This window comes from Paraburkholderia sp. A1RI_3L, assembly GCF_048957895.1.
Taxonomy (GTDB): domain Bacteria; phylum Pseudomonadota; class Gammaproteobacteria; order Burkholderiales; family Burkholderiaceae; genus Paraburkholderia; species Paraburkholderia kururiensis.
This window is the reverse complement of sequence record NZ_JARCHA010000006.1, coordinates 133,673-156,223: the sequence shown is the minus strand read 5'-3', so window position 1 is coordinate 156,223 and position 22,551 is coordinate 133,673. Positions and strand designations below refer to the sequence as shown.

19 protein-coding genes are annotated in these 22,551 nt (G+C 65.9%); 11 read left to right on the top strand and 8 right to left on the bottom strand.

Going from position 1 to position 22,551, the window contains the following annotated elements; translation table 11 throughout:
- Positions 1–4: 4 nt before the first annotated feature.
- On the top strand, positions 5–2,335 hold the full coding sequence (gene parC, locus PXJ20_RS18060) for a DNA topoisomerase IV subunit A (protein WP_421030554.1): 2,331 nt from the start codon (positions 5–7) through the stop codon (positions 2,333–2,335).
- A gap of 136 nt (positions 2,336–2,471) precedes the next feature.
- Complete coding sequence (locus PXJ20_RS18055) at positions 2,472–2,930, top strand: DUF4149 domain-containing protein (RefSeq protein ID WP_017774306.1); 459 nt, start codon at positions 2,472–2,474, stop codon at positions 2,928–2,930.
- Positions 2,931–2,993: 63 nt separating this feature from the next.
- On the opposite strand, the gene PXJ20_RS18050 is transcribed toward PXJ20_RS18055, so the two are convergent.
- The 7 genes from PXJ20_RS18050 to PXJ20_RS18020 form a co-directional block, all read right to left on the bottom strand.
- On the bottom strand, positions 2,994–4,220 hold the full coding sequence (locus tag PXJ20_RS18050) for a chromate transporter (protein WP_421030555.1): 1,227 nt from the start codon (positions 4,218–4,220) through the stop codon (positions 2,994–2,996).
- 210 nt (positions 4,221–4,430) lie between these two features.
- The gene (locus PXJ20_RS18045) at positions 4,431–6,791 is read right to left on the bottom strand and encodes a bifunctional diguanylate cyclase/phosphodiesterase (protein WP_421030556.1); all 2,361 of its coding nucleotides are present in this window, start codon (positions 6,789–6,791) and stop codon (positions 4,431–4,433) included.
- A 653-nt stretch (positions 6,792–7,444) separates the two neighbouring features.
- Positions 7,445–8,341 carry a PhzF family phenazine biosynthesis protein gene (locus tag PXJ20_RS18040; protein WP_421030557.1) on the bottom strand — a complete coding sequence of 299 codons (897 nt, stop codon included), beginning with the start codon at positions 8,339–8,341 and terminating at the stop codon, positions 7,445–7,447.
- A 3-nt stretch (positions 8,342–8,344) separates the two neighbouring features.
- Complete coding sequence (locus PXJ20_RS18035; protein ID WP_017774310.1) at positions 8,345–8,809, bottom strand: RidA family protein; 465 nt, start codon at positions 8,807–8,809, stop codon at positions 8,345–8,347.
- A gap of 69 nt (positions 8,810–8,878) precedes the next feature.
- The gene (locus PXJ20_RS18030; RefSeq protein WP_421030558.1) at positions 8,879–10,075 is read right to left on the bottom strand and encodes a PLP-dependent aminotransferase family protein; all 1,197 of its coding nucleotides are present in this window, start codon (positions 10,073–10,075) and stop codon (positions 8,879–8,881) included.
- 118 nt (positions 10,076–10,193) lie between these two features.
- Positions 10,194–11,078, bottom strand: coding sequence for a DMT family transporter (locus PXJ20_RS18025; protein ID WP_421030994.1), 885 nt, complete (start codon positions 11,076–11,078; stop codon positions 10,194–10,196).
- Positions 11,079–11,155: 77 nt separating this feature from the next.
- The gene (locus PXJ20_RS18020; RefSeq protein ID WP_126878455.1) at positions 11,156–11,863 is read right to left on the bottom strand and encodes a VOC family protein; all 708 of its coding nucleotides are present in this window, start codon (positions 11,861–11,863) and stop codon (positions 11,156–11,158) included.
- A gap of 120 nt (positions 11,864–11,983) precedes the next feature.
- Here PXJ20_RS18020 and PXJ20_RS18015 point away from each other — a divergent pair, with 120 nt between their 5' ends.
- The 4 genes from PXJ20_RS18015 to PXJ20_RS18000 all read left to right on the top strand — a co-directional run bounded on the left by PXJ20_RS18015 (position 11,984) and on the right by PXJ20_RS18000 (position 16,811).
- On the top strand, positions 11,984–13,456 hold the full coding sequence (locus PXJ20_RS18015) for a PLP-dependent aminotransferase family protein (protein WP_421030559.1): 1,473 nt from the start codon (positions 11,984–11,986) through the stop codon (positions 13,454–13,456).
- A gap of 81 nt (positions 13,457–13,537) precedes the next feature.
- Positions 13,538–15,436: a molecular chaperone HtpG gene (gene htpG, locus PXJ20_RS18010; RefSeq protein WP_421030560.1), complete on the top strand. Its 1,899-nt coding sequence runs from the start codon at positions 13,538–13,540 to the stop codon at positions 15,434–15,436.
- Between the two features lie 76 nt (positions 15,437–15,512).
- Positions 15,513–16,298, top strand: coding sequence for a chorismate--pyruvate lyase family protein (locus tag PXJ20_RS18005; protein WP_421030561.1), 786 nt, complete (start codon positions 15,513–15,515; stop codon positions 16,296–16,298).
- Positions 16,299–16,310: 12 nt separating this feature from the next.
- Positions 16,311–16,811, top strand: coding sequence for a DNA-deoxyinosine glycosylase (locus PXJ20_RS18000; protein ID WP_421030562.1), 501 nt, complete (start codon positions 16,311–16,313; stop codon positions 16,809–16,811).
- A gap of 209 nt (positions 16,812–17,020) precedes the next feature.
- On the opposite strand, the gene PXJ20_RS17995 is transcribed toward PXJ20_RS18000, so the two are convergent.
- On the bottom strand, positions 17,021–17,305 hold the full coding sequence (locus PXJ20_RS17995; RefSeq protein WP_017774317.1) for a hypothetical protein: 285 nt from the start codon (positions 17,303–17,305) through the stop codon (positions 17,021–17,023).
- Between the two features lie 505 nt (positions 17,306–17,810).
- Between PXJ20_RS17995 and PXJ20_RS17990 the strand changes: the two genes are divergently transcribed.
- The 5 genes from PXJ20_RS17990 to mctP all read left to right on the top strand — a co-directional run bounded on the left by PXJ20_RS17990 (position 17,811) and on the right by mctP (position 22,278).
- Entirely contained in the window at positions 17,811–18,350 is a 540-nt protein-coding gene (locus tag PXJ20_RS17990; protein ID WP_017774318.1) for a hypothetical protein, read from the top strand.
- 310 nt (positions 18,351–18,660) lie between these two features.
- The gene (locus PXJ20_RS17985; protein WP_413213397.1) at positions 18,661–18,837 is read left to right on the top strand and encodes a hypothetical protein; all 177 of its coding nucleotides are present in this window, start codon (positions 18,661–18,663) and stop codon (positions 18,835–18,837) included.
- 390 nt (positions 18,838–19,227) lie between these two features.
- Positions 19,228–20,196, top strand: coding sequence for a spermidine synthase (locus PXJ20_RS17980; RefSeq protein WP_421030563.1), 969 nt, complete (start codon positions 19,228–19,230; stop codon positions 20,194–20,196).
- Between the two features lie 295 nt (positions 20,197–20,491).
- Positions 20,492–20,731 carry a DUF3311 domain-containing protein gene (locus PXJ20_RS17975; protein ID WP_017774320.1) on the top strand — a complete coding sequence of 80 codons (240 nt, stop codon included), beginning with the start codon at positions 20,492–20,494 and terminating at the stop codon, positions 20,729–20,731.
- The gene (mctP, locus tag PXJ20_RS17970) at positions 20,728–22,278 is read left to right on the top strand and encodes a monocarboxylate uptake permease MctP (protein WP_277597569.1); all 1,551 of its coding nucleotides are present in this window, start codon (positions 20,728–20,730) and stop codon (positions 22,276–22,278) included. The genes PXJ20_RS17975 and mctP overlap by 4 nt, the downstream gene beginning before the upstream one ends.
- The last annotated feature ends 273 nt before the right edge of the window (positions 22,279–22,551 follow it).

Genomic DNA, 22,551 nt, shown 5'->3' with positions numbered 1-22,551 from the left:
TTCAATGGACCAACAGGACGATCTTTTCACCGAGCCGGCCGCCCCCGCGGGCGAGTTCCTGACGCTCGGCCACTACGCGGAGCGCGCGTATCTCGACTACGCCGTGAGCGTGGTGAAGGGCCGCGCGTTGCCCGACGTCTGCGACGGCCAGAAGCCGGTGCAGCGCCGCATCCTGTTCGCGATGAACGAGATGGGGCTGGGCGACAACGCCAAGCCCGTGAAATCGGCGCGCGTGGTGGGCGACGTGCTCGGCAAGTACCACCCGCACGGCGACCAGTCCGCCTACGACGCGCTCGTGCGTCTCGCGCAGGACTTCTCGATGCGCTATCCGCTCATCGACGGCCAGGGCAACTTCGGCTCGCGCGACGGCGACGGTGCGGCGGCCATGCGCTACACCGAAGCGCGGCTCACGCCCATTGCGAAGCTCCTGCTCGACGAAATCGATCAGGGCACCGTCGACTTCATGCCGAACTACGACGGCTCCTTCCAGGAACCGAAGACGCTGCCCGCGCGTCTGCCGATGCTGCTCCTGAACGGCGCATCGGGCATCGCGGTGGGTCTTGCGACCGAGATCCCTTCGCACAACCTGCGCGAAGTCGCCGCGGCGGCCGTGGCGATGATCCGCAATCCGAAGATCTCGCACGCGGAACTGATGGAGAAGGTGCCCGGACCCGACTTCCCGGGCGGCGGCCAGATCATTTCGAGCGAGGCCGAGATTGCCGCCGCGTACGAAACGGGCCGCGGCAGCCTCAAGGTGCGCGCGCGCTGGAAGATCGAAGACCTGGCGCGCGGCCAGTGGCAGCTCGTCATTACCGAGCTGCCGCCGAACACCTCGGGCCAGAAGGTGCTCGAGGAAATCGAGGAGCTCACCAATCCGAAGATCAAGCTCGGCAAGAAGTCGCTCACGCCGGAGCAGTTGCAGGTCAAGCAGTCCATGCTCGCCTTGCTCGACACCGTGCGCGACGAGTCGGGCAAAGACGCGCCCGTGCGGCTCGTGTTCGAGCCGAAGTCGAGCCGCATCGACCAGACCGAATTCGTGAACTCGCTGCTCGCGCATACGAGCCTCGAATCGAATGCCACGCTGAACCTCGTGATGATCGGCGGGGACGGCCGGCCGCGGCAGAAAGGCATCAGCGAAATCCTCGCCGAGTGGGTCGGTTTCCGCTTTGCCACCGTCACGCGGCGCAGCCAGCATCGGCTCGCGAAGGTGAACGATCGCATCCATATCCTCGAAGGGCGGATGATCGTTTTCCTGAACATCGACGAGGTGATCCGCATCATTCGCGAGTCGGACGAACCGAAGGCCGCGCTGATGTCCGCGTTTGGCCTCTCCGAGCGCCAGGCCGACGACATTCTCGAAATCCGGCTGCGCCAGTTGGCCCGGCTCGAGAAGATCAAGATCGAGAAGGAGCTCGAAGAGTTGCGCGACGAGAAGGCGAAGCTCGAAGAGCTGCTCGCGAACGAGTCGTCGATGAAGCGGCTCATCGTGAAGGAAATCGAAGCCGACGCGAAGCAATACGGCGACGAGCGCCGCACGCTGATCCAGCAGGAAAAGCGCGCCACGTTCGAAGCACGCGTGGTGGACGAGCCCGTCACGGTGGTGGTGTCGCAGCGCGGCTGGGTGCGTGCGCTGAAGGGCCACGGGCTCGATCCGGCCGGCTTCTCGTTCAAGGCCGGCGACGGCCTCTACGCGGCGTTCCAGTGCCGCACGCCGGACACGCTCATCGCGTGGGGCAGCAACGGACGCGTCTACTCGGTGGCCGTGGCGCTGCTGCCGGGCGGCCGCGGCGACGGCGTGCCGGTGACGTCGCTGATCGAACTCGAATCGGGCTCGCATCTGATGCATTACTTCGCGGCGCCCGCCGACCAGGCGCTGCTGCTCGCGTCGAGCAACGGCTTCGGCTTCATCGCGAAGGTGGGCGACATGGTGAGCCGTGTGAAGGCGGGCAAGTCGTTCATGACCATCGACGAAGGCGCGATGCCGCTCGCGCCCATGCCGATGTTCCCGGGCGTGACCCAGGTGGCGTGTCTTTCGGGCGGCGGCCGGCTGCTGGTGTTCGGCCTCGACGAGATGAAGACGCTCTCGGGCGGCGGCCGTGGCGTGACGCTGATGGCGCTCGACCCGCAAGAGACGCTGACCCAGGCGCTCGCAATCGGTAAGGCGGGCGTCGTGCTCATGGGCACGGGCCGTGGCGGCAAGGTCGCCGAAGAGACGCTGGCAGGCGCGGCGCTCGCCCCGCACGTCGGCAAGCGCGCACGCAAGGGCCGCGCGCCGGAGACGCGGCTCAAGGTGAGCGGCCTGCGGCCTGCGCTGCCCGCGGGCGCAGGAAACTGAGCGATGCATCCTGGGCGGCGCGGTGCAGTGCCGCCGTGCAGCGCCTTCGATTGCATCGATGCCCTGAACTGCGCCGCGCGGGAATGGTCGAAAGCTGGCCTGCGCGGCGGTTCTATATCACGAGAGGAAGACACATATGGGCAAGGCGATCGACATCGCGCTCTTTTTGCATTTGCTGGCCGTCGCCGTCTGGGTGGGCGGCATGGTATTCGCGAGTTTCTGCCTGCGCCCCGCGCTCGAAGACCTGTCGCCGCAGCTGCGTCTGCCGCTCGTCGCTTCGGTGTTCGGGCGCTTTTTCAACTGGGTGGCGGGCTCGGTGCTTGTGATTCTCGGTACCGGCGGCTTTCTGCTCGTCAAGTTCGGCGGCGGCCAGGCGTCGTGGCCCATGCATGCCATGGCCGGCATCGGCGTCGTGATGATGCTGATCTTCGGGCACATCCGTTTTGCCGTATTCCCTCGTATTCAACGCGCCGTGCAGGCGCAGAAGTGGCCCGACGGCGCGCGCGCCGTGGCCACCATGCGCCAGCTCGTAATCATCAACATCGTGCTGGGCGTGGTGACGGTGGGGATGGCGGTGCTGGGGCGAGGCTTCTAAATCCTTCCGCAAGGCCGTTTCCCAGAGGCGCACTTCATGCGCCTCTTCTCATGTCGCATGCCGTCACAGCACGTGCGCGTAGAAGAGCCACAAGCCGCACGCCACGGCAACGGTGCCGTACACCAGATAGACCGGCAGCTTGAGCCGCGCGAAACACACGCATGAGAACGCGGCGGTGACGAGGTAGGCCGGCTGCATCGGCACATGGCGGGCAATGCGCAGCACGGCCACAGCGAGAAATGCCGTGGTGGCGGCGCGCAGAAGGCGCAGTCCGTGCTCGAAGCGGGCGTTGGTTTTCAGCTGGAGCAGGTGGCGCCGTGCGAGCACGACAAGACATCCCGACGGCACAAAGAGCGCGAGTGTGGCGATCAATGCGCCGGGCCAGCCATCCACGAGGTAGCCGAAGAACGGCACGACGTTGAGCAGCGGTCCCGGCGACAACGGCGAGAGCGAGAACGCGAGCGTGAAGTCGCTGTCGGAGATGCCCACGCCGGGCGTGACGAACAAGGTCTTCAACACGGGCAGCGCCGAAAAACCGCCGCCGAACAGCGTCATGCCGGCGCCCGCGAGCCGCGGCCACAGCAGCGCGAGTTCGAAGCGATGCGGCAACGGCACGGCAAACACGACGATCAGCACGGCGAGTCCGGCAATCAACTGCCAGTCGCCGCGCGCCACGGCGAACTTCAAACGCGACTGGCGTTCGGGACTCGCCAGCCAGCCTGCGCCGAAAGACGCACAGAGAATCACCACGTAGGCCGCCGCTGCATGGGCGTAGGCGAGCGCCACGGTGGCCGCGAGCATTGCTGCCCATTCGAGCCGGCCGCGTACCAGCGCGCGCGTCTGCTTGTACCAGGTCACGAGAATCAGCGACGCCAGCACCACGCTGAAGTGGTTGATGAGCGTGGGCGACACGATCGCCTGCATCGCCGGTGTCTGGTAGAAGGTCGCGAAGAGCGTCATCAACAGGAAGAAGGGCAGCACGCTGGCTACGCCGGCGACCCAGGCGCCTGCACTGCCGCGCAACGCGTGGCCCAACTGCACGGCGACGTTGCAGCCCACCGGGCCCGGCACCATCCACGCGAGCGCGATGAGGTCCGAGAACGCCACGCGCGAAAGCCGGCCCTCGCGCTCCACGTAGTGATGCTCGAGCTGGGCCATCAACGCAAGCCCGCCCCACGACATTGCCGAAAGCACGAACACCACGCGAAACAGCGCCCAAAGCGGTTCCTGCCGATGCTCGGCGGCTCCCGTGCTCACGGTAGTGTCGACAGTCTGGCTTGTGGTTGGCATGGCTGCGGCGCGCTGGTGTTGCGCGCGCCCCTCGTTCGGCCGGACGGTTGTTGCTGCCTTGCACCGTCAGGCCAGACGGCGCAGGTCAAAGGGTATCGGCTGCGTGTGTTGTCGTTATTGACGGCTATCGGTGTACGTGGCGTTGCCGAGCGGGCGAAAAACCGGCAACGCCGCGCGGCGATACCCAGCCGCTCAGCCCCTTCAGCCCACTCAGCCCGCGCTGGACGCGTCGCTCACGTCGACGTGACCTTCGTGCGCAATCGGATGCCGTTCGGTGCCGCAAACGCCGAAGCGCTCCAGCAGCGCCGGAATGCCGTCTGCGGGCACGGGTTTCGAGAACAGGAAACCTTGCGCTTCGATCTGGCCGAGTTGCGCGAGCCAGGCAATCTGCTCCTCGGTTTCCGTGCCTTCCACCACGACCGTGAGGCCGAGCGAGCGGGCCAGATTCACGATGGCGCTCACCATCACGCAGACGCTGCGGTCGCCCGGAATGGCCTGCACGAAGGTGCGGTCCACCTTCAACGTGTCCACCGAAAAACGGTTCAGGTACGAAAGCGACGAGTAGCCGGTGCCGAAGTCGTCCAGCGCGATGCGCACGCCGAGGCGCTTCAACGCGAAGATCTTTTCGGACACGAGTTCGGGGTACTCCATCATCGCCGTCTCGGTAATTTCGAGTTCGAGGCGCCGCGCGGAAATGCCCGTTTCTTCGACGGCCTGCGACACCGTTTCATAAAGGTCGCCACGCCAGAACTGCACGGCCGAGATGTTCACCGCGAGCGAGAGCGTTTCGTACCCTTGCTGCTGCCACTCGGCGAGCTGACGGCACGCGGTCTGAATCACGAAGTCGCCGATCGGCACGATGAGACCCGTGGATTCCGCAACGGGAATGAACTCGTTGGCCGGGATCAGCCCGTACTGTGGATGGTTCCAGCGCACGAGCGCCTCGAAGCCCGTAATGCAGCGCTGCGCGAGGTCGATCTTCGGCTGGTAGGCGAGAAAGAGCTGCCCCTCGGCCAGCGCGACGCGCAACTGCTGCTCCCACTTCATCAGGTGATCCGCACGATGCGAAAGCTGCGGCGAGTAGAACTGGTAGCAGTTCTTGCCGGCGTCTTTCGCGCTGTACATCGCGAGGTCCGCTTTCTTGAGCAGGTCGATTTCGCTTTCATGCGCGACCGAATAGAGCGCGATGCCGATGCTCGCGTGCAGCACGAACGAACTGCCGCGCACCTCGAAGGGCTTCGAAAACACGCCGGCAATCGCGCCGGCCAGATCGACGGCGCGCTTCTCGACGTTGTCGCCTTTCACCACCACCACGAACTCGTCGCCGCCGATGCGCGAGAGCGTGCCCGCGTCGCCCACGGCCACGGCGAGGCGCGTTGCCGTCATCTGCAGCACGATGTCGCCCGCGTTGTGGCCGAGCGTGTCGTTCACCGCCTTGAAGTCGTCGAGGTCGATGAAGAGGATCGCGAGGTGCCCCAGGTTCGCTGGCAGCGCCACGTCGTGACGCAGGTTCTGCAGCGTGGCGTAGCGGTTGCGCAGGCCCGTGAGCAGGTCGTATTCGACGAGATGCGTCATCTCGCGCTCGCGCCCCAGCAGCTTGCCGATCAGACCCGTGGCCACCGCGAAGAACGACAGCATGGCGAGCGAGATGAACGTCGCCATCAGCAGGTACACGTTGCGCGTGTGGTTGTAGTCCGCGAACTCCTCGGCCTGCGAAAGGCCCACCAGCACGCCGAGCGGATAGCCGTCGATATGCCGGTACGAGACGATGCGCGTCACGTGATCGATCGGGTCGACGTAGGTGCCCGAGACGTGCTCCGAAGTCGGATAGATGCCGCTTGCCGTGAAGGCGCCCATCGCCCGCTCGGCGCTGCCGGTGCGGCGCGCAAGCACGGTGCCGTTGTCCGAGATCACCGCGATCACGCCGTCGCGGCCAATGGCGGCGTTGTTGTAGAAGTCGCTCGTGAAGTAGCTCGGGTCTTCGGACACCACCACGACGCCCGCGAACGAGCCGTCGGGATGGTTGAGCCGGCGCGTCATCTGCAAGGTCCAGTGGCCCGACACGCGGCCCAGCACCGGCTTGCTGATGAAGAGCTGGTCGTCGTTCTCGTGCTCGTGCACGCGGAAGTGTTCGCGGTCGGAGAGGTCGATGTGCTTCGCGTTCGGGTCGGCGGTATTGGCCACGAGCTTGCCGTGCTCGTCGATCAGGGAAACCTGGATCAGCGTGTCGCTCTGCACCACGCCTTTTTCCACCGTGCTGGACAGATCGAAACGGTCCGGCGATTTCTCGAACTCGAATTTGACGAAACGCGTGATCTGGTCGACCTGGTGAATCGCCTTCACCGTGTGCTGCTCGAGCGCCGACGACAGAATGGCCGCCGACGCCATGGCCTCCCGATAAGCGGAGTCTTTTTCCACCGAGAGCCGCGCGAAGATCACCGCCCACAGCAACACGAGAATCAGGACGCCAAGCGCGGGAATGACAAGCAGCGCCCGCCGGCGTGACAAGGCGGAGGCCGGGTCACGCCAGGACAGGGCGTCGCGCGTCGCGGGGAACCGAAGAGGATTCATCGTGCTGGCCGGCGCCCCGCATGTCGGGCCAGTGGCTCCGTGTACGTCGACCGCGCGTGTTGACTGGTTGGCTGCATGGTGATCAGAAGTACCGGACGGAGCGAGGAGAAGTGCACAACCCCGTGCTCAAACCGTGACGTGCAAACCCTGCATGAAGGTCTGGACTGGAACGCAAAGTCTGCACGGGAACGTGAACGAGAAGGCGCCCGCCCCAGCCAGGCGCCATATACGGCCCGATATTACTGAATGGCAATGGAATAAGGAAGCGTCGCCGCTTCGGGTATACGCGCCCCCGAAATGGCACGCGAAAACGTTGCCATGCCCGGGCTCCCCGGGCGGCGGTCAAACCCAGATACCGCGCGGCTTTTCGAGGATTTCGTCCACCGCTCGCGGCGTGCCGTGCCCGCCATGTTTTCTTTCTTTGCCTTATCGTTTTGTGCCGTTCCTACCCAGTTTGCATTGTTTTGTCATGCCGCGGCTTTTGGCGGATATGAATAGTGGATAGGGCGGGATTGCGTGCCTCGAAAAGCGTGGCAAAGCGGATATACGGGCTTGTTACATCAGATCGCGACGCGCTCCTCGGGACGGGGCGGCGAGGGGCGTTCAACGGCGTTCGTGTCGGCTGCGAGCCCGGCACGAACGCCGCTGCACATTCATGGCAGCCTGAACGTGCCTTCGATTACCGTGAAGGATTCGCCGCCAATCCAGGTTTTGCCGCCGGCCTGGTCGTAATCCACGTAGATCCGGCCGTCGCGGCCAAGCGCGGTGCCCTGACGCGCGGTATAGGACCGTCCCGGCTGTTTCTGCCGCAGCGACAGAAGCTGGGCGATGGCGGCATTCGCGCTGCCCGTGACCGGGTCTTCGCCTACGCCGAAACCGCCGCCGGACATCAGGCAGCGCACCTCGAACGTAGCGGGGCCGCCCGCGGGATGAGGCGCGTAGAGCGCGACCCCGTGCGTGCCCGCCGCGCGCGTGACCGGCCCCAGCGCGGCAGGGTCGGCGTTCACCGCAAGGCAAGCCTCGGGCGACGGCAACCGGACGACGAGCCACGGCGCACCGTTGTCCACGGCGAAGGGCGGCTCACCCGTCGTCTCGACGGCCTGCGCTACGTCGATGCGGAGCGCAGCAGACAGCTCCGCATAGCGCTCGGCCGGCAGTGGCGTGACGCGCGCCGGCGGCGCCGCGAAGGCCCAGACGCGCTCGCCGCGCGCCGTCAGCTCGATCAGGCCCGCGGCGCACTGCTGCACGAGCCGGCCCGGCTGCTTCGGCTGGTAGCCGCTCTCGCGTACGGCGTGCGCGCTGCCGAGCGTCGGATGTCCCGCGAACGGCAGTTCGGCGCTCGGCGTGAAGATGCGCACGCGGTAGTCGGCGGCGGGGTCCGTAGGTGCCAGCAGGAACGCCGTCTCGGAGAGATTGGTCCAGCGCGCGATCTGCTGCATCTGGTCGGTCGTGAGCGTGTCGGCGTCGAACACCACGGCGAGCGGGTTGCCCTTGAACGGCACCGCGGTGAAAACATCGACCTGCGCAAAGCGCACGGTTTGCGCCGGCATCGCTTACTCGACTTCGGCCACGAGTTCGATCTCGACGCACGCGCCCAGCGGAATCTGTGCGACGCCGAATGCCGAGCGCGCGTGCTTGCCGCGCTCGCCGAACACTTCGACGAAGAGTTCGGACGCGCCGTTCGTCACGAGATGCTGCTCCGTGAACGTCAGCGTGGAGTTCACGAGGCTCATCACCTTCACGATGCGCGTGACGCGGTTCAGGTCGCCCACGTGCGCGTGCAGTGTGGCGATGAGGTCGATGGCGATGGCGCGCGCGGCGGCCTTGCCTTCTTCGGTGGCGAGCGTGTCGCCGAGCTTGCCGGCCCACACCTTGCCGTCTTTCTTCGCGATATGGCCGGAGAGATAGACGGTGTTGCCGGTCTGCGCGCTCATGACGTAGGCGGCAGCGGGTGCGCCGGCCACGGGCAACTCGATGCCGAGTTCCTTGAGACGGTCGTAGACGTTGGATTGAGCCATGGTGAGAAGTCCTCGTTCGGTTCGGTCAAAAAAATATTGGGGCGGTGCGTGCTTTGCAGGCTTGCAGCCTCACAGGTGCGTACGCACGAGCGCCGCGAGCTTCGCCACGCCTTCGTCGATCTTCGCGGGCGGCACGGTGACGAACGACAGGCGCAGCTTGTTGTGCTCGGGGTGGTCCGCATAGAACGGCGCGCCCGGCACGAAGGCCACGTTGTTGGCCACAGCCTCTTCGAGCAGCTTCATGCTGTCGATGTGCGCGGGCAGCGACACCCAGATGAACATGCCGCCCTCCGGCCGGTTCCAGCTCACGCCCTCGGGCATGTAGCGTTCGAGCGCGGCCAGCATCGCGGCACACTGGTCACGATATAGCGCGCGAATGGTGGGCACGTGACGGTCGAGGAAGCCGTCCTTCACGACCTCGTGCACGATGCGCTGCGTGAAGCTGGGCGTGTGCAGGTCCGTTGCCTGCTTGGCCTGCACGAGCTTGAAGTGCAATTCCTCGGGCGCGACGATGTAGCCCACGCGCAGGCCCGGCGCAAGCACCTTCGAGAACGAACCGAGATGCACGATGTGTTCCGGCGCCATCGAAAGCAGCGTGGGCAGCGGCTCGCCAGCGTAGTCGAGTGCGCCGTAGGGGTCGTCTTCCACCACGGGGAAGGGCGCGTTCATGGCGAATTCGGCCAGCGCGCGGCGGCGTTCGAGCGGCAGGCGCCGGCCCGTCGGATTCTGGAAGTTCGGCTGTGCGTACAGCAGGCGCGCGCCGGCCGTGAGTTCCGGCGTGAGGCCGGCGGGGATCAGACCCGCCTCGTCGGTGGGCACCTGGACGTAGTGCGGCTCGTACAGCGAGAAGGACTGGAGCGCGCCGAGGTAGGTGGGCGTTTCCACGAGCACCGGGCTTTGTGGACACACCAGCACTTTGCCGAGCAGGTCGAGCGCCTGCTGCGAGCCCGTCGTAATGAGCACCTGCGTCGGGCGAATCTGCACGCCGCCCACCGAGTAGCGTGCGGCCACCCACTCGCGCAGCGGCAGGTAGCCTTCGGTGGCGCTGTACTGGAGCGCGGCGGCGGGCGCATCGCGCAGGATGCGCTCCGAGGCTTCGCGCATCTCTTGCACCGGGAACGTGGCGGGCGAGGGCAGGCCGCCTGCGAACGAGATGACCTCGGGCCGCTCCGTGACCTTGAGGATTTCGCGAATCGCCGAACTGGTGAGCTTGCGGGCGCGTTCGGACAGTTGCCACGTGGGGGCGCGAAGGTCGCTATGGTCCATATGTCTCCTCGTTCGGTGGGGCGTGACTGGCGATGTATGAATCGGGTGGCGCGGATCTGCGGGCACGAATGGGCAGGCGCAGATCAGCGATCAAGACTGCAATTATGACGCGAGTTCTTCAGGCGGCGCGGGCGGGCTTGAGTGCCGTATGCACGGCAGCCCGGCGACCGAGCACCACCGTGACGATCACGGCGGCCGCGTAGAGCCAGGTCGAGGCCGCGACGGCTTCGCCGAAGAACAGCGCCGAAAACGCCATCGTGAAGAAAATCTGCAGCAGTTGCACCTGGCCCACGCGCGCAGTGCCGCCCATGGCGAGGCCGGCGTACCAGGCGAAGAAGCCGATGAACTGGGAAAACAGCGTCACGTAGCCGAACGCGAGCCACGTTTTCAGCGCAACGGGTTCGGGATGCTGGAGATGATGCTGCCACGCGAGCCAACCCACCGGCACGAGCAGGATGGGCGCGCAGAGCACGAGCGCCCAGCAGATCACCTGCCAGCCGCCCATCTGCCGTGCGAGCCGTGCGCCTTCGGCATAGCCGAGCGCGCCGATGCCCACGGCCACGAGCATCAGCAGATCGCCCGCGGCGGGCCGTCCGCCGCCCGCCTGCAACGCGAAGGCGACGACGATTGCGCTGCCCGCCAACGCGCTGGCCCAGAACGCTTTCGACGGCCGTTCGTGAGATAGCCAGGCGGCATAGAGCGCGACGCAAAGCGGCTGGAGCCCGCCCACCACGGCGCCGTGCGAGGCCGGCACCGTCTTCATCGCCCACGCCGAGAACACGGGGAACGCCACGATCACGCCCAGCGCCACGAGCGCGAGGCCTTTCACCTGCTGCCACGTCGGCGGGCGCTCGCGCCGCCATGCGAGCAGCACGCCGGCCGGCACGGCGGCGACGAGCGCGCGGCCCAGCCCGTTGAGCAGCGGATGAAACTGCTCGACGACGATGTGCGTCATCGGCAGCGTGAGGCTGAAGATCATGACGCCCACGAGCCCGAGCAGCATGCCGCGGGATTCGCGTGCGTGAGTGGCTTTTGCCGTGGCCTGGCCTGGGCTTGGGTGGGAAAGCGTGTCGCGAGAGTTCATCGCGTCGGCCCGCCGAGCGTGCGCAGACCGTCGCGCGTTTCGAATTCGGCGGCGAGCGAGGGCAGCGCGTCTTCGGCACACTCGTTCAGCTCGATCAGATGCGCGGCACCAAGCCATTCCAGTTGCTCGCGCAGCGTCGCGAGCTGCGACTGCGGACAAAAACCCTTCAGCGAACGCAGCGCAATGCCGGTCTCGGGTAGCACCGCCGTGGGGTGCCGCGGTGTGTCCCACTGGATCAGCGACGGCACGATGCCGTCGCCCGCGCCGTGCCAGGCGGGGAATGCGCCGTCCGCGGGAACCGTGAGCGCCCAGCTGAAGTCGCCGCGCGTCATGGGCACAACGGATGCGATGCGCTCCGGGTACTGCGCTTGCCACAAGACGAGGTTGCGCGGCCGCTCGACACGCGCCACCCAATGCGAGAGATACGGACCGTTTTCGAGGCGCGCATGCGTGAGCGGGTCGTCGAGCGCGAAGAGCCGGGGCCGCGCGCCTGCTGCCGGGGCCGCCGCGTTCGGGTCGATCGCGATCACTTCGAGGTACATGCCGCCCCACAGGTTGACGAGCCGGTTGTGCGTGCGCATCAGCGGATGCGCGCCGCCGCCGGCGAGTTCCACGCCGAGCGTGTCGGCGACGTAGCGGGCGCCCTCTTCGAGGGTGCGGGCGGTGATGACGAGGTGGTCGAGACTGAGCTTCGGTGCGGTCATGAGCGTTCGGAAGGCAAAAGGACGCCAGGGTAAGCAGCGTGTCCGGTCAAATGTAACGGTTTCGACCTGCACAGTAACGGTACAATCGGCCGGGTAATGTTCGGTACAGTTGGAGCCGCCATGTCCGTCCCGCTCGACCAGATTCCCGCGCCCCACGACGCAGCCACGCTCACGCTCGTCGACCAGCTCGTGCAGTGGGGCCGCCGCCGCATCGAGGAACGCGTGTTCCGGCCCGGCATGCGCATGCCGTCCATCCGCAAGCTCGCGCTCGACAAGGGCGTCTCGCGCTTCACCGTGGTGGAGGCCTACGAGCGGCTCGTCGCCCAGGGGTATCTGGATTCGCGGCGCGGCTCGGGGTTCTACGTGCGTGAGCGGCTCATCGCGCCGGTGGCGGGCGAGCGGCGGGCCGCCACCGGCGCGGCGAACGCTGCCGACGCCGGCCCGGCGCCGAGCACCATCGATGTGGTGTGGCTCCTGCGTAACATGCTGCACACCTCGACGCGGCCCGAGAAAGGGCCGGGGCTCGGCTACCTGCCCAACCGCTGGCTGGACGGCGAACTGATTGCGGGCGCGCTGCGGTCCCTGGGTCGCCAGAGCGGCGGCCAACTGCTCGGCTTCGGCACACCGCAGGGCTTTCTGCCGCTGCGCCAGCAGTTGCAGACGCGGCTCGAGGAACTGGAGATCGGCGCGTCGCCGGAACAGGTCGTGCTGGTCTCCGGCATCACCCAGGCCATCGACCTGCTCGCGCGACTCTACGTACAGCCGGGCGACACCGTCGTGGTGGGCGACCCGGCGTGGTTCCAGATGTTCGGCCGCTTCGTCTCGCAGGGCGCGCGGCTGGTCGGCATGCCGTACACGCCCGAAGGGCCGGACCTCGACGCGCTCGAAACGCTGGTCCAGACGTGGCGGCCGCGCATGCTCGTCGTCAATTCGGTGCTGCAGAACCCCACGGGCACGTCGCTCACCGCGGCGCAGGCGTTTCGTATTCTGCGGCTCGCCGAAGCGTACGACTTCATCGTGGTGGAAGACGACATCTACGGCGATCTGTGCCCGCCCGGTTATCCGGCCACGCGGCTCGCGAGCCTCGACCAGCTGCGGCGCGTGATTTACCTCGGCAGCTATTCGAAGACGCTGGCGGCGAATCTGCGGGTCGGATTCGTTGCGGCCGCGCTGCCGGTGACGAGAGCCGTGGCCGACCAGAAGATGCTGGTCGGCATGACGACGCCCGAACTGAACGAGCGCGTGCTGTACAAGGTGCTGACCGAAGGGCACTACCGGCGTCACGTGGAGCGCCTGCGCGCGCGGCTGGACGGCGTGCGCGACAAGGCCGCGCGGATGCTGGAAAAGACGGGGCTGCGGCTTTTCTCGGCGCCCGGCGCGGGCATGTTCCTGTGGGCCGACACCGGTGTGGATTCCGACGCGCTAGCAGCGGCAGGGCACGAGGCCGGCTTCCTGCTCACGCCGGGCAGCCTGTTCTCGCCGAACCAGTCGCCCTCCACCTGGATGCGCTTTAACGTCGCCAACTGCGGCGACCCGGCGCTGCCCGCTTTCCTCAATCGCTATCTGGAAAGCGTGGTGCGCCGGGCCTCTTGAAAAGAGCGGGCGCCGGCCCCATTTCGGCGCTCGCGTGATCAACGACACTGGCCAAACCAGCAACCGAAGGGAAATTCGACCATGGCACAAGAAACCATGAGCTTTCAGGCAGAAGTGAAGCAGCTTCTGCAACTGATGATCCATTCGCTGTACAGCAATAAGGAGATCTTTCTTCGCGAACTGATCTCGAACGCCTCGGACGCGGCGGACAAGCTGCGCTTCGAAGCCCTTGCCAACAGCGCGCTCTACGAAGACGACCCGAACCTGCGCATCCGTGTCTCGTACGACAAGGCGGCGCGCACCGTCACCATCGACGACAACGGCATCGGCATGAGCCGCGACGAGGCGATCTCGCACCTCGGCACCATCGCGCGCTCGGGCACCAAGGAATTCTTCAGCAAGCTCTCGGGCGACCAGCAGAAAGACGCGGCGCTGATCGGCCAGTTCGGCGTGGGCTTCTACTCGGGCTTCATCGTGGCCGACCGCATCACGGTGGAAACGCGCCGCGCCGGCCTGCCGGCCGCCGAAGGCGTGCGCTGGGAAAGCGCGGGCGAGGGCGACTTCGCGGTGGAAACCATCGAGCGCAAGCAGCGCGGCACGACCATCACGCTGCATTTGCGCGAAGGCGAGGACGAACTGCTCTCCACCTTCAAACTCAAGTCGATCATCCAGAAGTACTCGGACCACGTGGCGCTGCCCATCCTCATGAAGAAGGAGGAATGGGACGCCGAGAAGAGCGAGATGGTCACGAAGGACGAAGACGACACGGTCAACCAGGCAAGCGCGCTGTGGACCCGTCCGAAAAGCGAAATCACCGACGAGCAGTACACGCAGTTCTACCAGCACCTTTCGCACGACCATCAGGACCCGCTCACGTGGACGCACAACCGCGTGGAAGGCCGCAGCGAATACACGCAGCTGCTCTACGTGCCCGCGCATGCGCCGTTCGATCTCTGGAACCGCGACCATCGCGGCGGCCTGAAGCTCTACGTGAAGCGCGTCTTCATCATGGACGACGCCGAGCAGCTTCTGCCAGCCTATCTGCGTTTCGTGAAGGGCGTGGTGGATTCGAGCGATCTGCCGCTCAACGTGTCGCGCGAAATCCTGCAGGAAAGCCGCGACGTGAAGGCGATCCGCGAGGGCGTGACCAAGCGCGCGCTCTCCATGCTCGAAGAGCTGGCGAACGCGGAGACCGATGAGGGCAAGGCGAAGTACGCCACCTTCTGGAACGAGTTCGGCCAGGTGCTCAAGGAAGGCATTGGCGAAGACTTTGCCAACCGCGAGCGCATCGCGAAGCTCGCGCGCTTTGCGTCGACGCACAACGACTCAGCCGAGCAGAACGTGTCGCTGGCCGAGTACGTCGGCCGCATGAAGCCCGAGCAGACGAAGATCTACTACGTCACGGCCGACACGTGGCAGGCGGCGAAGAGCAGCCCGCACCTCGAGGTGTTCCGCAAGAAGGGCATCGAAGTGCTGCTGCTCACCGACCGCGTGGACGAATGGATGCTCTCGTTCCTCACCGAGTTCGACGGCAAGCCGCTGCAAAGCGTGGCGCGCGGCGACCTCGACCTGGGCGCGCTCGACGACGAGGAAAAGAAGCAGCAGGAGAAGGTCTCCGACGAACTCAAGCCGCTCGTCGAGAAGATGAAGGAAGCGCTCAAGGACAAGGCCAAAGACGTGCGCCTCACGTTTCGCCTGACCGATTCGCCCTCGTGCCTCGTGGCCGACGAGGGCGAGATGAGCGGCTACCTGCAGCGCATGCTGAAGGCGGCGGGCCAGCAGGCGCCCATGTTCCATCCGATCCTCGAAGTGAACCCCGAGCATGCGCTCGTGAAGGCACTGCGCACCGACAGCGCGGACTTCGACGACTGGTGCCATCTGCTCTTCGACCAGGCGCTGCTGGCCGAGGGCGGTGCGCTCGACGATCCGGCGTCTTTCGTGAAGCGCACGAACGCGCTGTTGATCGCGCGAGCGGGGTAAGGGGGTAAAACGGGGTAACAGGGCAGCGGGGCGGCGTGCCGCTGGCCGTGCCGCGCCCCGTCCTATAATGCCCGCCATGGTTATTCGTCTCGATGCTGCCGACGCGCACTGGCGTGTCGCGCCCATGCCCGGCTTCACTTCCCATCAGAAAGACTGGCTCACCCGCGGTGGTTCGCTCACCGCGCATCTGCGCACGCTCGGCACGGTGGCGGTGCACGTGACGCGCGAGGCCGTGGCGTTGCCGTGGTCCGACGAGCATGTTCCGCTTGGGCTCGCGCCGCGTGCGCCCGTGTGGGTGCGCGAGGTCGTGCTGGCTGTCGATGGCGTGCCGTTCGTCGCGGCGCACAGCGTCGCGCCGCTCGCCGCGAGCATTGGCGTGTGGCAGGCCATGCGGCGGCTGCGCACGCGGCCGCTCGCCGAACTGCTCTACAGCGACAGCAGCGTGGCGCGATCGGCGCTCGTGAGCCGTCGCGTGAACGCTCGGCATCCGCTCTATCGGCTGGCCGCGGCGCAGGGCGACGAAGAGCGGCGGCCGCACGCGCTGGTCGCGCGGCGCTCGGTTTTCACGCGATGCGGCGCACCGCTCATGGTGACCGAATGCATGCTGCCGGCGCTGTGGGCGCACCTCGATGCAATGACGGCGGCTGTTTCGCGCGGGGTGTATTCGTCGCGCGGGCGCGGTCCACTCGATCACGTTGCTTCGCGGGCGCATACAGCACATGGCTTGCATGCGGCCGATGTGCCGCCGGTGCCGCCGGTGCCGTTTGTGTCGCTGGTGCCGCATGCAAGCCATGAGCCTTGCGCACTGGAGTCTCGCGACGCGATGGAATCGGCGCTGCGGCAGCGGCGCCCCCGTTCTTGAGCGCTCGATCCCATGTCACTCAAACACTGCTTTGCCCCGGTCGTGGACAGCAACACGCGGCTGCTGATACTCGGCAGCCTGCCTGGCGAGATGTCGCTCGCGCAAGGGCAGTACTACGCGCACAAGCAGAACCGGTTTTGGCATTTGATGGGGGATGTGATTGGCGAGGCGTTGCCGCACATGAATTACGACGAGCGGCTGGAAGCGCTGCTCGATCATCGCGTCGGGCTTTGGGATGTGATTGCGAAGGCGCGGCGGGAGGGCAGTCTGGATAGCAACATTCGCGATCATGCGACGAACGATCTTGCCGCGCTCGTGGCAGGGTTGCCGAATCTTGCCGCCGTCGCATTCAACGGCGGCACTGCCGCAAAGATAGGTATGCAGGCGCTGGCGGAGAGCCGCCCGTCGCTCGATCTCGTCAAGCTTCCTTCAAGCAGCCCGGCTTATGCGGCCGTGCCCTATGCCCAGAAATTGAGGGCGTGGGAGGCGTTGCGTAAGTGGTTGGTGGAGTAGGCGCAGCGCGGGGCTGATGGGGCGGGAATGCCTGCACCCGCGGTACAAGGGGGTGCAGGCATTGATCTTTCGATCGAACACGAACGCGTGGGAATAGCGTGTGTGGGGGGCCATCCGCGTCTTCGCCCATGGCCTCTCGAGCTTGTCCCTAAGTCACTCACGTGCTTTTGCGCATTCCCGACCGGCAAGCTTTTGCCTATTCGCCGTGGCTAATCGTGGGCTGCGGGTGATTTCGTGGTCGGTGTCGCCAGCGTGTTGTTGACACCGAACGAGGGTAACGCTGAACCCGTGTTCGTCGCACTCGGCTGGTTCGAGTTCTGCGACGCACGACCGCTGTCCGAGCTGGTGTCACCCGGCGTGCCGTAGCCGCTCTTTGCATCGGCCGGCGACTTTGTAGTCGGGGTCGCAAGCGTGTTGTTGCCTTGTGCATAAGCACCACCCGACAACATAAGCGCAATACCGGCTGCGACCAGTGTGCTGGTTGTCTTGTTCATGACTCGCTCCTCTCTCTGATTGGACCAGAATTTTCGACGCAGACGAAAACGGCTCAATTGCTACTCAATTCAAGCCATGCACGATAAGGCTTATCGGGCCGGTATTGCGCGGTATCGACGCGTTGCCGCCGGCCGACCGTACCAAATCGAGTCTGCGCCCCATAGCGCAAAGGCTAGGAAAGCGGTCACCAAAAACCAAGCGTGTTGTCCGCAATGGTGAATTTCGTTTTTCGCGGCCAATTCAGGTCGAATTCCCGTGGTGGTACGGGCCTGTCATTGCAGGTCTCGAGCAAAACGGCATTCATTACGTACATGGGTGTCGGCGTAATGCGGCTACCTGCTTGCGTTCAGCAGTGTGCGGGCATCGTGTGGCAATGGGTCATCCGGCGGCGCGGCAACATCGGTGTCTTATCCGTTCGTCATAGCGCGGCGTTTGCCGCGCGCCCTGGCAGGTAGAATCGCATGCATTGTGCCTAATGCGCCGTACGAAATCAGCGAGCCCGAAATGACCAATACGTCTCTTCCATCACCTGACTGCGCCATCGATTCCGCAGCCGAAAGCCATGACGCAGACGTGCCCGAAACAGTTCACGAGGACTGTCTGTGGCGCGACGGCGGCTGGACCGCGCGCGTCATCAAGAACGAGGACGACGATGGCTGGGCCGTCGAGATGATCAAGGACGGCGAGCAGGAGCCTGCTCTCGTCGGCCCATGGACCATGGGCCGCAACAAGAAAGATCCGAAGCCGCTCGACACCGCGGCATTCAATACGCTGGTGAAAACTGCTTCGGAGGTATTGCGTCGGCACGAGCAGCAACTACGCGCGCAGTTGCATAAGAGCGTGACGGTCGCGGCGGCAGCGGGCGACGGCGAATTGGAGATCACGCTGGATATCGTTCCCGACGAGGACGAGCCGTACGCGCTCTTGACCGCGCTGGATGCCTTTGGCGAGCAGCTTGCTCAAGTGCAGGTGGCGCCGAACTTCAAGCTGAGCAAGGCGAGCGCGGCGAGCTGGGTGGAAAACGAATTTCGCCGGCCGGGCTGAAAGCGCGCGCGGCGTTGCGCAAGTAAGCGGCTGGGCTGGCCGGCCGACGCGGCGAGGGCGTCAGGGCGCGTCCGCTCGTTGCCATCAGGCAGCCCGTGCTCCGAAGTGAGGCCGCGAATACGACTTCGATCTGGCCTTGTCGTGGGACGCTTGCCGTTACCGCGTTCGATTTCGATCATCACTTCGCTCGCGATGTGGGTGCATGTCATGCGCGCCGTACCCGAGGCGCGGCCGGTTCTGATGGCGCCGCCGGGCCTGATGCGCGAGCGCTTCGCGGCGCGGCTTGCGGCGCATTGCATCGATATCGGGCGTGTCGCGTTCCTTACTTTCCGTCCGCGCGAACAAGTATCTCGAGACGTATCGCGAAATCGACCTCGCGCTCGACACGTTTCCGTACAACGGCCACACCACGAGCCTCGATGCGCTGTGGATGGGGTGTCGGTCGTCACACGTGTGGGCCGCTCGGTGGTGGGGCGGAGCGGCTTGAGTCAGCTTGCGAACCCGGGGCTTGCCGAACTCGCCGCTTCCACCGACGAACAGTCCGTTCAGCTTGCCGTTGAACTGGCTCACGACGCGCGTCGGCTTGCGGCGTTGCGTGCGAGCCTGCGGCCGCGCATGACGCAGCCGCCGCTGATGGATGGCGCGCGCGCTTCGCTACGAATAGGGAGCGCGCGTATCGGCAGATGTGGGCGCAATGGTGCGCTCGATTTGCCACAGGCGCAGACGCACTGCGACGGCAGCCCAACCCGTGCGGCGATGGCATACTCGCCGGGGCACGCGGACCGTCCGACGCGGCGGCCTGAGAATGGGCGCCTGGCCGCCGGATGCTATCCTCTCGATCCTTTGAAATTTCGGCACTTCAGCCCGGCCTCCCTTCATGACCACGCTCATCAAACGCGCCTCCGCCGAGGCCCGCGCCTCCCGTTCCACTCGCGACAGCCGCGAAACCCGCGCCGACCTCGCCATCGCGGCCCCGGGCCTGAAAGCCGGCAAGCGCCACGAGACGGCGCGCCCGAAGCGCATGCAGCGCCACGCCCTCGCAGCCGACACCGCAGCAGACAGCGCGTATTTCATCGAGGCGCCGCGCAAGCCGCGCTTCGCGCCGGTCACGTTTTCCGAAGAAGGCGGCGTGCGTTACCTGCACTTCGGCACGGAATGGGTGCAGGGTGCGATGCGGCTCAGCAAGCCGGACGCCATCGAGCTGGAGTATGCCGAGCAGATGATGGCGTGGCTGCTGTTCCTCGGTACGCCGAAGCGCATCGTCCAGCTTGGGCTCGGCGCCGCGGCGCTGACGAAGTTCGCGTACCGCTTTCTGCGTCCCGCGAAGGTGGAGGCGGTGGAAGTGAATCCGGCCGTGGTGGTGGCCGCCCGCACCATGTTCGCGCTGCCGCACGACGACGCCCGCCTCACCGTGCACGAGCGCGATGCGTGGGAGTTCGTCAACGACCGCGCCAACCACGGCACCATCGGCGCCATGCAGATCGACGTCTACGACGCCACGGCGCGTGGCCCGGTGCTCGACAGCGTCGGCTTTTACCGCGCGGTGCGGGCGTGCCTCACCCAGGCGGGCGTCGTCACCATCAACCTGTTCGGCGACCATCCGAGCTTCGTGCGCAACATGAAGCATCTGAAGGCCGCTTTCGATGGCCGCGTGGTCGCGTTGCCGGAAGTGCACGAAGGCAACCGGATCGCGCTCGCGTTCTCCGGTCCTGCGCTCGAAGTGCCGTACGCGCAGCTGGAGCAGCGCGCGAAGCTGATCGAGGCGAAGCTCGGGCTGCCCGCGCGCAAGTGGATAAAGGGCCTGCGCGAATCGACGGGGCAAACGGGCACGTCGTTCAGCATTTGACGCGTGGGCTGGCGGCCGATCTCGTCGACCCGCTCATCGGCCCCCCATCGGCCCCCCCATCGACCCCCGCGCGGGCCGGCTGCCGCCGTCCCCGGCAAGATAAGCCCTCAATTACCGCCGCCCGCCCGGGAAGCCGCGCGCGGCGCGGCGCTCCGGGTCGCCCCTGCTTGACCGCCCGTTCGGCGCTCCTATACTCTGTCCAGGTTTCGGGGTATCCCGCGGGCTATCCGCTTGCAGGACGGTTGCCCACCCCAAGCGATGCGGCAACTCAATATAAAAGGAAAAAGGAGACGTCATGGCACACGACGCCGACGCGAGCAAGTCACGCAAAGCGTGGCTCTGGTTGCTGGTGCTTCCCTGGATCGCAATGATCTGGGTCCCCTCGTACAACAAGGTCGAGCCCACGCTGTGGGATTTCCCGTTCTTCTACTGGTATCAGCTGCTGTGGGTGCTGATCAGCGCCGTGATTACCGCGCTCGTCTATCACAAGACCAAGGCGCGCAAGGGTAGCGGCACGGCGGGAGGCGCACGATGAACCTCACTGCCACGTTCGTCTTCGTTCTGTTTTTCATCGGCGTCACCATTCTCGGCTTCGTCGCGGCGCACTGGCGCAAGGGCGACCTCGCGCATCTCGACGAGTGGGGCCTGGGCGGCCGGCGTTTCGGCACCGTCGTGACCTGGTTCCTGCTGGGCGGCGACCTTTATACGGCCTACACCTTCGTTGCCGTGCCGGCGCTGGTGTTCGGCGCGGGCGCGACGGGCTTCTTCGCGTTGCCGTACACCATCCTGATCTACCCGTTTGCGTTCGTGGTATTTCCGAAGCTCTGGAGCATCGCGAAGCGCCACGGCTACGTGACTTCCGCGGACTTCGTCAACGCGCGTTACGGCAGCCGTTCGCTAGCGTTGGCGGTCGCCGTGACGGGCATCGTGGCGACCATGCCGTATATCGCGCTGCAGCTCGTCGGCATCGAAGTGGTGATCGGCGCGCTCGGCTTCGACACGACGGGCTTTGTCGGCGACCTGCCGCTCATCATCGCGTTCGCGATTCTCGCGGCATACACGTACACGTCGGGCCTGCGGGCGCCGGCGATGATCGCCATCGTCAAGGACCTGCTCATCTACATCACGATCGCCGTTGCGATCATCGTGATTCCGGCCCAGATGGGCGGCTTCGGCCATATCTTCAGCGCCGTGCCGCCGGCCAAGCTGCTGCTGAAGGCACCGGATGCCGCGAGCCTGAACGGCTTCAGCGCCTATGCCACGCTCGCCGTGGGCTCGGCGCTGGCGTTGTTCCTGTACCCGCACTCGGTGACGGCGATTCTCTCGTCGTCGTCGGGCAATACCATTCGCCGCAACATGGCGATGCTGCCCGCGTACTCGCTCGTGCTCGGTCTGCTCGCGCTGCTCGGCTACATGGCGCTTGCCTCGGGCGTGAAGGACATGCCGGAATTCGCGCCGTACTTCAAGGCGTTCGGTCCGAACTTCGCGGTGCCGGCACTGTTCCTGCACTTCTTCCCGTCGTGGTTCGTCGGCGTCGCGTTCGCGGCCATCGGCATCGGCGCACTGGTGCCGGCGGCGATCATGTCGATTGCCGCAGCGAACCTCTACACGCGCAACATCCACAAGGAGTTCGTCAACCGCAACATGACGCACGAGCAGGAGACCAACGTCGCGAAGCTGGTCTCGCTGATCGTGAAGGTGGGCGCGGTGGCGTTCATCCTCGGGCTGCCGCTCACGTACGCGATCCAGCTGCAACTGCTGGGCGGCATCTGGATCATCCAGACGCTGCCGGCCATCGTGCTCGGTCTCTACACGCGCGTGCTCGACTATCGCGGCCTGCTGATCGGCTGGGCGGTCGGCATCGTGACGGGCACGTGGATGGCGGTGTCGCTGAAGCTCGCCAGCTCCATCTTCACGGTGCACCTGTTCGGGATGGCGATTCCGGGCTATGCCGCCGTGTGGTCGCTCATCGTGAACCTCGTGGTGGCCGTGGTGGTGAGCGTGCTGATCCACGTGGCAGGCGTGAAGAAGGCTGAAGACCGCACGCGCCCCGAAGACTATCTGGACGTGGTCGAAAGCTGAGCTGCTTTGTAGTGGCTTCAGGCTGGCCTCGCGCTGACGGCGCGCCGGCTTCAAGGCGCTGACACCGATGCCCGCACCGCAAGGTTGCGGGCATTTGTTTTTCCGTTGCACGATAACGGGCGTCGCGCTGCTTGTCGTCCGCTCGTTGTGGCGTGCTGCCCTCGTGTTGCGGCTCAGCTTGTGCATGCGACTCGCGGTATTCCCGTTGCTGTGTAGCCCCCGATAACGCGCATTGCCCATCCATGGCTTCATCCGATCCCGACCGTTCGCGTT

Bases quoted from the DNA above. Each gene is read 5' to 3' on its own strand.
- parC (WP_421030554.1), top strand. From the start codon at position 5: ATGGACCAACAGGACGATCTTTTCACCGAGCCGGCCGCCCCCGCGGGC.
- PXJ20_RS18055 (WP_017774306.1), top strand. From the start codon at position 2,472: ATGGGCAAGGCGATCGACATCGCGCTCTTTTTGCATTTGCTGGCCGTC.
- PXJ20_RS18050 (WP_421030555.1), bottom strand. From the start codon at position 4,220: ATGCCAACCACAAGCCAGACTGTCGACACTACCGTGAGCACGGGAGCC.
- PXJ20_RS18045 (WP_421030556.1), bottom strand. From the start codon at position 6,791: ATGAATCCTCTTCGGTTCCCCGCGACGCGCGACGCCCTGTCCTGGCGT.
- PXJ20_RS18040 (WP_421030557.1), bottom strand. From the start codon at position 8,341: ATGCCGGCGCAAACCGTGCGCTTTGCGCAGGTCGATGTTTTCACCGCG.
- PXJ20_RS18035 (WP_017774310.1), bottom strand. From the start codon at position 8,809: ATGGCTCAATCCAACGTCTACGACCGTCTCAAGGAACTCGGCATCGAG.
- PXJ20_RS18030 (WP_421030558.1), bottom strand. From the start codon at position 10,075: ATGGACCATAGCGACCTTCGCGCCCCCACGTGGCAACTGTCCGAACGC.
- PXJ20_RS18025 (WP_421030994.1), bottom strand. From the start codon at position 11,078: ATGCTGCTCGGGCTCGTGGGCGTCATGATCTTCAGCCTCACGCTGCCG.
- PXJ20_RS18020 (WP_126878455.1), bottom strand. From the start codon at position 11,863: ATGACCGCACCGAAGCTCAGTCTCGACCACCTCGTCATCACCGCCCGC.
- PXJ20_RS18015 (WP_421030559.1), top strand. From the start codon at position 11,984: ATGTCCGTCCCGCTCGACCAGATTCCCGCGCCCCACGACGCAGCCACG.
- htpG (WP_421030560.1), top strand. From the start codon at position 13,538: ATGGCACAAGAAACCATGAGCTTTCAGGCAGAAGTGAAGCAGCTTCTG.
- PXJ20_RS18005 (WP_421030561.1), top strand. From the start codon at position 15,513: ATGGTTATTCGTCTCGATGCTGCCGACGCGCACTGGCGTGTCGCGCCC.
- PXJ20_RS18000 (WP_421030562.1), top strand. From the start codon at position 16,311: ATGTCACTCAAACACTGCTTTGCCCCGGTCGTGGACAGCAACACGCGG.
- PXJ20_RS17995 (WP_017774317.1), bottom strand. From the start codon at position 17,305: ATGAACAAGACAACCAGCACACTGGTCGCAGCCGGTATTGCGCTTATG.
- PXJ20_RS17990 (WP_017774318.1), top strand. From the start codon at position 17,811: ATGACCAATACGTCTCTTCCATCACCTGACTGCGCCATCGATTCCGCA.
- PXJ20_RS17980 (WP_421030563.1), top strand. From the start codon at position 19,228: ATGACCACGCTCATCAAACGCGCCTCCGCCGAGGCCCGCGCCTCCCGT.
- PXJ20_RS17975 (WP_017774320.1), top strand. From the start codon at position 20,492: ATGGCACACGACGCCGACGCGAGCAAGTCACGCAAAGCGTGGCTCTGG.
- mctP (WP_277597569.1), top strand. From the start codon at position 20,728: ATGAACCTCACTGCCACGTTCGTCTTCGTTCTGTTTTTCATCGGCGTC.